We start from the raw sequence: 7,960 nt of genomic DNA, 5'->3' as shown, positions 1-7,960 counted from the left end.
CTATGACAATGACCGCTTCTCCTGCTATTGGGATTCGGATAGCCACATGACCTATCCGCTCATTCTGGCCAAAATTCCGGTCAAGAACCCCTGGGAGATCTTCGCCTATCTGCCCTTTGGAAATTGGAATGAGTGCCCCGACACGCCGGACCTGATGGCAGTGGCGAAATACTGGTTCGAGCAGCATGGTGCCATCCCTGCCGCCATGAGCCACGATGAATTGGAGTTTGAACTTCCGACTCCGATCTCCAAGGAAAGAGCTATGGAAGTGGCTGTGGAGCAATATGGCTTCTGCCCAGATCTGGATCAGAATGAGGATGGAAGCATTGGCTCCTTGGCAGATGTCCTGTGGCAGTCCACTGTCTGGTATTTCTGGTGGGATTGATGGGAGGTGCGACCAATGACAGAATATCAGAAAACCTATATCGAACTAAAAAAACAGTTTGTTGCGACCAATGAAGGTCCAGACAATGTCCGCGCTCTATATACCTTCAAGGAAGAACTTGAGCAGAGTGAGGATCAGCAGGCCAAGGAAGTGCTGGTGGATGTATATGACCTGCTGGACTTTAAGAAGGACGCCTACGAACTGCTCTGCCAAATCGGAAATCGTTCCGATAAAAAGACCCTCAAGCGGCTGGGCACGCTGAAGGACTATGCGGAAAACTGGGGCAATCATTATGCTCTCCCCAAGCCCAAAACGCCGGAGGAAAAGCAGAAAGAGAAGGAACGGCAGGCCCAGCTGGGCCTGCCCGCCTTCCGGTATCACCCAAACCCTCTGGAAACTGGGGCTTTTGAGGAATCCGCAGACGGCGTTGTCTGCGACTGCTGTGGCAAGACGACCCATATTTTCTATACAGCCCCCTTTTACGCCGTGGAGGATATTGCATATCTGTGCCCAGAGTGCATCGCCAACGGCGAAGCAGCCCGGAAATATGACGGTAGTTTTCAAGATGATTTCTCTGTGGATGATGGTGTAGACGATCCGGAGAAGCTGGACGAGCTGATCCACCGCACCCCCGGCTACTCCGGCTGGCAGCAGGAATACTGGCGCGCCCACTGCGGCGACTACTGCGCCTACCTGGGCCATGTGGGTGCCAGAGAACTGCGGGCCCTGGGTGTGCTGGAGGAGGTACTGGACGATCCGATGTGGGACGATGAGCAAAAAGAAATGATCCGGGAATCTGTCAATGGCGGGCATCTGCAATGCTATCTGTTCCAGTGCCTCCACTGCGGAAAACACCTGGTCTGGATGGATTTTGATTGAAAAGGAGACATTACTATGGGACTTGACATCTACGCCGGGACGCTGACCCGGTACTATTCTCACAACTGGAAAACTGTTGTGCAGCAGTGGGCGGAGGAAAACGGATACTCTTTCAACCGCATCACCCCGGACGGGGAACCTGCTGATAACGAGGAAGAAATGTCCCCGGCTGAGGTCCAGGCGGCGGTGGAGAACTGGCGGGATCAGATCTTGAGCGCCATTTCTCAGCCGGGCCAGCCCCCCTACGCTCCCTGGCTTGAAGATAATGAGAAACCTTATTACACCGACAAGCCGGATTGGGATGCCTTCGGCGCTATGCTGCTGGTGGCCGCCTGTCGTACATACGAGGAACCGGTGCCTTCCACCGTGGAGAAGGACTGGATCTTCGGGGAGCATCCTCTGGTCGCCCGCCTTGCATCAGATGAGGAGCGGGTGTGGTCCCTGTTTCGTGGGGCTACCTGGTGGCTCCCTCTTTCTGACAGCTTTCTGTTCCAAGGGTCCTTGCCTACCGATGACACCGCCGCTATCGCCACCTTGGGCGGACTGCGGAAGGAGCTGGAAAAGCTGAACCAGCTGGCGTGGCAAGCCGATGAGGACACTATCCTTGGCTGGGCAGACACGGAGGGATACCCGGTAGACGGAACCGTAGACTCAGATGGACAGTACAGCAAGGCAGACATCCCGGAACACACCCAGTATGACACTCAATCCCTTGCCAAGTTTGCCTTCTCCATGTTCTGGCGGGCCATGCGGTTTGCCGAGGAGCAGCAGGTGCCTATCCTGCTTGACTATTAAAGAGAATTCGTCAGGGGGTGGAGACCGTGGAACAAAAACGGCCGGCAGATATAATTCAGGAACTTCTGGACTACCTGTGGAACGGCCTGGGCCTGGAGGAAAAGGGCTGGAAGCGTCTGAAAAAGGGCGACTTCAAAAAGAAAATGAAAAACGGGCTGACCTATCAGATCTGGTTTGACCGGAGCCGCTACAACTACATAGACTACGAAATCGGCCATGGGAATGTGGAGGTGGGCTTCAGCTGTATCATAAAGCAGGGAGATGACTACCTCTACTCTTTCAGAATTGAACCCACAACAGGCGGTTCATTCTTTCGGATGCTGACAGAGGACCTGCGGCTGAACACCGGGCTGCTGGACACCTTTCTGCCCCTGGTCAAAGCCAACTACCTCGACTTCATCGACCGCTTCGAGGCAGACCCCGTGGAGGCATTACAGCCGGTCTGCGCCCCCTTCACCGAGGCGGAGGACTACAGCTGGTTCATCTATGTGCGGGAGCAGATGGTGGAACGGTACGGAACGGCGGAGCAGATGGAGGAGTACCGCCGTCAGGCGGAATTGCGCGGAACGCCTGGACACAAGGCAAAGAACTGGATGGGTTCGATGTTGTTCCACCTCTCCCACGCCAATGATGTGGATCAAGCCTGGGCCTCAAGCCGCACCAGAGAGGAACTGGACCAGGTGGTGGAACCCTTTGTGCAGGCCAAGCGGCAGACAGGACAGTGGACACAGGAGGATGAGGCGGGCTATCAGCTCTACCGGCAGGAAACAGATCCGAAGAAGCGCACCTTTCGGGTATGGTATCTCATCGCCAACCCCCGCGGCCTGCCGAAAGAGTTTGTCCAGAAAGAGCTGGAGTTTCGGTGGAAACTGTTCCCAGAAAAGAAGGAGGAACCCAAATGAGCAATAAAGCTTTCCAGCAAAATCTGGACGACAAAAAAGGCCCCCAGCCCGGAGGTCCCTATCTCATTCAGATGCTGTTCAAAGAGCCGGTAGAAATGCCGGATAAAGAAAAAATGACTGCCATAATGGAGAAGCACATCGGATCAACAGAGTGCTTCTGTTATGATAAGAAAATGGCCGGCTTTGCCGCCCTGGATCATGTCGCGGAATTTCAGGACGGCAAGTACCCGGTACAGCTGATGGTGATGAAATGCGACAAGTTCAAGGGCAAAGGCTTTGATGCCTTTCTGATGAGCCAGATGTGGGACTGCCAGGAGGACCGTGACCGGATCTTCCGGGAGTGCAAATATCAGGTGGTGGCCACCGATATGCTGACTGCGGCGCTTCCAGCGCTGGAGCGTGCCAACCTGGATGCCGACTTTCTGGAGGCTCTGGCAGAGCTGTACCCCACCTGTGAGGCGTTCTATTTCCAGAACTGCGGCAAGCTGTTTCTGGCAGAGGATGTGCGCTCCCATCAGATTGAGGGGCCGGATCGGTTCATCCGCTTTGGCGTCAATGTCCGTTTCTTCAACATCGAGGGCACGGAGGATATGCTCATCGACACGGTGGGCATGAGCACCCTGTTTTTGCCGGATCTCCAGTACCACTTCCACGGCATGGACCCCAACTGGGTGGTAAACCACGCCTATAATGCAGCGTCCTATATTCTGGAGCATGATAACCCCATTCAGGATGGGGAAACCATAGACGGCGTGGCGGATAGCCAGATGTGCCGGGAGGTCCAGTGGAAGTGCCAGTATGAGGACTCCCTGATCCAGCCGCCCAGAGGGGTGCTGGACATCAACATGGGAAACTATGCTTCGGGAGGACGCTGAATGAATGGCGTTGTGCTCCTGGCAGGCGGACTTCTGCTTGTGGCGGTGATCAAGCTGATTATAGATCGAAATTGGATCGGCCTGCTTCTCTGTGCTGTCGCCCTGCTTCTGGTCTTTGGGGCTGGACACCATACAAAATAGGCCATTTTAAGAATCGAGGAGGTGAAGTATGCAGAATTCAACAAATATGCGGATACTGGAATTACTCCGGTTTCTCTATGAGAGGACCGATGAAAACCATCCCGCCACAGTATCTGACATCATTGCCCATCTGAATGGAAAAGGAATTCAGGCAGTGCGGCAGACTGTTTACGCAGATACCAATGCGCTGATCGATGCAGGGATTGATATTGTGGTGGTCAAGAGTACCCAAAACCAATATTTTATGGGAAGCCGACCGTTTGAGTATCCTGAACTGAAAATGCTGACAGACGCAGTAGCATCCTCGAAGATCATTTCTGCCAAGAAATCCGAGGAACTGGTACAGAAATTATGCCGTCTGACCAGCACACATCAGGCAGAACAGCTTCAAAAATTTGCTGCTTTATCCAGCCGTGTCAAACCGCATAATGAAAAGGTTTACTATATCATTGATAATATCCAAACAGCGATTGGAAACCATCAGCAAATTCGGTTCCAATACTATGAATATACTCAGGAAAAAAAGAAAATCTTAAAGCACGATGGATATTATTATGTCGTAAATCCCTATGCGCTTGAATGGAAAAATGACCATTACTATTTGATTGGATTTTCTCTGAAGCATCAGAAAATTGCTCACTTCCGTGTAGATCGGCTAACAAGTGTAGAAAATCTGGAAACTTACTTTATGCCGATAGAGGGATTTGATGTAGCCTCCTATACAAATAAAATGGTTGATATGTTTACATCGGAGTCATCGAAGGAAGTAACCCTTCTATGTGAAAACGAATTGATGAGAGTAATCATAGATCATTATGGAGAAGATGCTGCTGTTGATAGGTATGATGATACACACTTCACAGCCAAAATTGAAGTGAACCCCAGTGGAACTTTTTATGGCTGGATATTCAAATTCAAAGGGAAAATAAAAATTCTCTCTCCCAAAGAGTGCATTACGGAAATGCAGCAAATCGCTCAGGAATTTATATAGCGCAAAAGAGGTGTTATTGATTTTTAACACCTCTTTTCAAATGAAATTTTTATCCTTGAAGTGAACAGATGTTCGATATACAATATAAGCAAGATGTTCGCAGTTCGTTGAACAAATGAGAGGTGAATGCTGTGGGCAATATAACTTTTGGATCATTTATAGCCGAGAAACGCAAGGCGCACAAATTCAATTTACGCGATACAGCCAAGCATTTGAATATTGCTTACGGTTATCTGTGTGATATTGAGCAAAGCCGCCGTCCTGCACCCAATGGAGATTTTGTGGAACGCATCTCTGCCTTTCTGAATTTGGATAAATCAGAACATGAGTTGCTTTTGGATCTGGCTGCAAAATCACGCAATACAGTATCTGCTGATTTGCCAGACTATATCATGGAAAAAGATATTGTTCGGGCAGCCTTGCGTGTGGCAAAAGAAGTAGATGCTACCGATGAAGAATGGCAGACATTTATGAAAATGCTAAAGGAGCGTAAACGATAGGGGGGAGAGCTTTGTCAATTCCACAAATCCGTACAGAAGCAATCGAGGCAGTAGGGCGAAAAATCCTGATGGAATATGATCCCTCTCTGCTATCCGGGCAACCATGTCCTGTGCCAATCGAAACCATTATCGAGACAAAGTTTGATCTAATCCTGGAGTTTCATACACTAAGAAAAAACCCCAAGATATTAGGGGAAACAATTTTCGATGACGGTGCTGTTGTCTTATATGACCAGATACAGAGACAGTATCGAATGATTGCAGTAAGAGCCGGTACAATCTTAATTGATGAACGGCTTTGTGATCCGTCAAAATTAGGGCGGCTCCGTTTTACCTGTGCCCATGAGCTGGCTCATTGGGTACTACATAAGAAGTTGTACTCTGGTACTGGAGATGTTGCTGCTTATAACGGAAATGTTTCTTCCGACGAAAGTCATGGCATAATTGAGCGTCAGGCGGATACTCTGGCTTCTGCTCTGCTGATGCCTTTACCGCAGATCAAAAAATGTTTTTACCGGCTTAAAATAGGCCGGACAGATGAACAGCTCATTGCTGAAATGGCAAATATTTTTGAGGTTTCCAAGCAAGCAATGCAGATTCGTCTAAAATCCAGAAACCTGATATAACCAAATGGGGGAATAGAGAGAGGCACTGCCCTCTCTCACGCTCCTCTGCTATGCTATTTTGTACCTAATATGTTCGCAATATTGCGAACAAGGAGGGATGTTCTATGAGAAAAGAAAGCACAACAATCCAAAAATGTAACAGCAGGCTAACAGCTTTGGGGCTTAACAGCGACGCTGCGTTTCATAGAAGTAAGCTGATTCTAAAGATTTACCGTGATGTAGTCTGGGTTCTGAGTGAACGGGCAGAAGAATTACAAGAAACTGCTTGGATTATGGGAGAACAAGATATAGAGTCTGGCCTCTGCTATCTTGAAAATTTTGCACCAGATATTGAACTGCAAGCCTTTGAAGAAAAAGTTTGCTGCCTTGTTCAAAATCAAATGCTAGTCAATATTATTGACCGTGCACTCCTTCGTCTGAAACGGTATCCGGATCGAGGAGAACTTTACTATGAAATTTTGACTAAGCAATTTATCTATCGGTTCAACAGTACAGAGAAAGAATTGCTGGAAGAACTAAATATAGAGCGCAGTGTCTTTTATGACCGAAAACGAGAAGCCATCTATTTATTTTCTGTTTGCTTGTTTGGATATTCTATTCCAGAAGTCCTGGAGGAGCTGCCCCGACTAAATCCCGACTAAATCCCGACAAATCCCCGACCTAATCCCTACTCCCTTCCGACTTCCGACCTGCTATACTTGTTATAGTGGCAGGAATGCGCTAAATTGAATACTTTTCTACATAAGGCCCGGCATTAACCGGGCTTTTTTCATTCCTGCTGCAATATGGCGGCAGGAACATGGCTGGAGGTGAAAACACTTCCGGCCTTTTTCTTTGCCCGGTATTAGGAGGCCGGTATGCGCTGGGAGGCGTACATAGCAAAATATCCATGACACCGTTCAAATTCGCTGACTACCAAGAATTTGAACGGAGGAAAGGATATGACGAGAGTATTCATTTGGAAAAATAACAGCCCACAGGAATGGGAGGAAATCAGTTTTTCAGCGTTCAGTAAGGCACGCCGCAATGGTTGCTTTACTGGGCGCTTTTTTGTTGAAACAGTCAAAATGTTCCGTGATGAAGATGACCGCATTATCATGGAATGTTCTCGCAAAGATTTTGAAAAATACCAACAGGAGGACCGCCACAGCCGCTATCTCCAGGAACATGAGAAAAGTCGCTCTATATTCCCGGCTTCTCATGTGGGAGATCGTGACGGCACAGAGGAAGGTTATCAGGATACAGATTTGTTTGTGGATGAATCTGTTGATACTGCGGAACAAGCTATTCAGAATTTACTTCTTGAGGATTTACACCAAGCTCTATTGAAACTGAGTCCAGCAGAACGAAATTTTATATTGTCCTATTATGAAATGAAAATACCAAATGCAACTTGTTTAGCCCAACGATATGGTATTACTCGGCAAGCCGCAGATAAGCGATTGAAAAAAATTGAAGAAAAAATAAAAAAGTTGGTTGCGATTTTCTAAAAAAGTGGCAGTAGCAAGTGAGAGGGAAATCCTTTCACTTGCACCTTGACAACCTCATATACGAATCATTAAGTTTGATCCTCTTTGGGCGTAATAGCCGCTACATCAGCGGTATATTTTCTGAGAGCTGCCACTCGCATAACAGGCCAACCCATTTTTGCTGTATAGATGAGTTTTCGGTTTATCAGAAATATATCAGGCTGGAATACATCGGATGGCATCCGGTCATGGCATAACAAGGAGGAAAGCTCTCTTACAGCCATAGTCCGAGCGTGATAATAACCGTCGCAGGCCATGGGTAAGACCAAACGAAGTGGAGGTGAAACTCCTGAGAAGCAGGCCAGCCACCTGCGGCTTAATGATTACCCAAATCCCT

Annotated in this window: 11 protein-coding genes; all 11 read left to right on the top strand. The window is 48.5% G+C overall.

The genetic code is table 11. The annotated features are described in order from the left end of the window. On the top strand, window positions 1–385 hold a 385-nt coding region (locus BN162_RS13425), incomplete at its 5' end, for a DUF4253 domain-containing protein (RefSeq protein ID WP_040452118.1). Between the two features lie 15 nt (window positions 386–400). Continuing rightward, the gene (locus BN162_RS13420) at window positions 401–1,264 is read left to right on the top strand and encodes a CbrC family protein (RefSeq protein WP_020225633.1); all 864 of its coding nucleotides are present in this window, start codon (window positions 401–403) and stop codon (window positions 1,262–1,264) included. A 15-nt stretch (window positions 1,265–1,279) separates the two neighbouring features. Next, on the top strand, window positions 1,280–2,059 hold the full coding sequence (locus BN162_RS13415; RefSeq protein WP_002576912.1) for a hypothetical protein: 780 nt from the start codon (window positions 1,280–1,282) through the stop codon (window positions 2,057–2,059). A gap of 26 nt (window positions 2,060–2,085) precedes the next feature. Next, the gene (locus BN162_RS13410) at window positions 2,086–2,961 is read left to right on the top strand and encodes a hypothetical protein (protein WP_007862356.1); all 876 of its coding nucleotides are present in this window, start codon (window positions 2,086–2,088) and stop codon (window positions 2,959–2,961) included. After that, complete coding sequence (locus BN162_RS13405; RefSeq protein WP_007862355.1) at window positions 2,958–3,836, top strand: DUF4261 domain-containing protein; 879 nt, start codon at window positions 2,958–2,960, stop codon at window positions 3,834–3,836. The genes BN162_RS13410 and BN162_RS13405 overlap by 4 nt, the downstream gene beginning before the upstream one ends. After that, a complete protein-coding gene (locus BN162_RS18795) occupies window positions 3,837–3,977 on the top strand; it encodes a hypothetical protein (RefSeq protein ID WP_007862354.1) in 141 nt (46 codons plus the stop codon). Window positions 3,978–4,005: 28 nt separating this feature from the next. Beyond that, entirely contained in the window at window positions 4,006–4,968 is a 963-nt protein-coding gene (locus BN162_RS13400; protein WP_007862353.1) for a helix-turn-helix transcriptional regulator, read from the top strand. A gap of 131 nt (window positions 4,969–5,099) precedes the next feature. After that, on the top strand, window positions 5,100–5,468 hold the full coding sequence (locus BN162_RS13395) for a helix-turn-helix domain-containing protein (protein ID WP_002569119.1): 369 nt from the start codon (window positions 5,100–5,102) through the stop codon (window positions 5,466–5,468). Window positions 5,469–5,479: 11 nt separating this feature from the next. Beyond that, window positions 5,480–6,094, top strand: coding sequence for an ImmA/IrrE family metallo-endopeptidase (locus tag BN162_RS13390; RefSeq protein ID WP_002592912.1), 615 nt, complete (start codon window positions 5,480–5,482; stop codon window positions 6,092–6,094). Between the two features lie 104 nt (window positions 6,095–6,198). Next, window positions 6,199–6,735, top strand: a complete 537-nt coding sequence (locus tag BN162_RS13385; protein WP_002592913.1) for a hypothetical protein — start codon at window positions 6,199–6,201, stop codon at window positions 6,733–6,735. Between the two features lie 300 nt (window positions 6,736–7,035). Further along, complete coding sequence (locus BN162_RS13380; RefSeq protein WP_020225632.1) at window positions 7,036–7,584, top strand: sigma-70 RNA polymerase sigma factor region 4 domain-containing protein; 549 nt, start codon at window positions 7,036–7,038, stop codon at window positions 7,582–7,584. Window positions 7,585–7,960 lie beyond the last annotated feature (376 nt).

It is taken from the genome of Holdemania massiliensis AP2, assembly GCF_000327285.1.
Lineage (GTDB): Bacteria > Bacillota_I > Bacilli_A > Erysipelotrichales > Erysipelotrichaceae > Holdemania > Holdemania massiliensis.
Note: the sequence above shows the minus strand (reverse complement) of the source record. Positions and strands in the feature narration are given on the sequence as shown.